This window comes from Jeotgalibacillus marinus (genome assembly GCF_040801915.1).
Taxonomy (GTDB): domain Bacteria; phylum Bacillota; class Bacilli; order Bacillales; family Jeotgalibacillaceae; genus Jeotgalibacillus; species Jeotgalibacillus marinus.
The window spans coordinates 1-312 of sequence record NZ_JBFMIA010000122.1; the positions used below are offsets into that span (position 1 = coordinate 1).

The 312-nt window shown below is 56.1% G+C and carries 1 protein-coding gene; it reads right to left on the bottom strand.

What is annotated here, in order from left to right; genetic code table 11:
* On the bottom strand, positions 1-312 hold a 312-nt coding region (locus AB1471_RS18900; RefSeq protein WP_367780960.1), incomplete at both ends, for a hypothetical protein.

The following is a 312-nucleotide window of genomic DNA, read 5'->3' on the forward strand; positions in this document are numbered from 1 at the left end:
TCCCCCCCCCTCCCCCCGTTCTTCCCCCTCCCCCCCTCTTTCTCTTTCTTTTCCCTTCCTCCCTCTTTCCTCCTCGTTCCTTCTTTCCCTCCTCCTTCCTCCTCTCCTCTTCCTCCTTTCTCCCTTTCTTTCCCCTCCCTTTCCTTTTCTTTTCCCTCCTCCCTTTTTTCTCTTCCCTCTCTCTCCCCCCCTCTTTCCTTCCCCTCTTCTCTTTCCCCCTTTTCCTCTCTCTTCCCTCTTTCCTCTCCTTCTCTTTCTCCCTTCTCCCCCTTCCCCTCCCCCCTTCTTTCCCTCCTTCCTCTTCCTCCTCCC